General features: G+C 45.3%; 1 protein-coding gene. It reads right to left on the bottom strand.

The genetic code is table 11. The annotated features are described in order from the left end of the window. Nucleotides 1-25: 25 nt before the first annotated feature. A complete protein-coding gene (locus tag FS736_RS24695; protein WP_186326935.1) occupies nucleotides 26-178 on the bottom strand; it encodes a hypothetical protein in 153 nt (50 codons plus the stop codon). Nucleotides 179-258: the final 80 nt, after the last annotated feature.

Here is a 258-nt window from a genome sequence, read left to right as displayed (position 1 = left end):
CAAGTTCTCCACTCTAACCACCGCCTCAAACTACTTCCCCTTCAACGTTCTTCATTCTCACTTCATCCTTACTCACAATCACCATTTCCTTCTCCATCACTTCAACGTACTCCTTTCTTACCTCAATCATCCCCATCCCATCACTACCCACTACATTCAACCCTTCCCCAACGCCCACAACAACCCCCCTCTTCTTTTTCCCCACCAAAATCCTATTTTTCTTTTCCTCCTCTATAACCCCAAGTCCATATCAACCAT

This window comes from Cytobacillus oceanisediminis 2691 (assembly GCF_007678455.1).
Classification (GTDB): Bacteria; Bacillota; Bacilli; order Bacillales; family Cytobacillaceae; genus Mesobacillus; species Mesobacillus oceanisediminis_A.
This window is presented reverse-complemented; position numbering and strand designations above follow the sequence as displayed.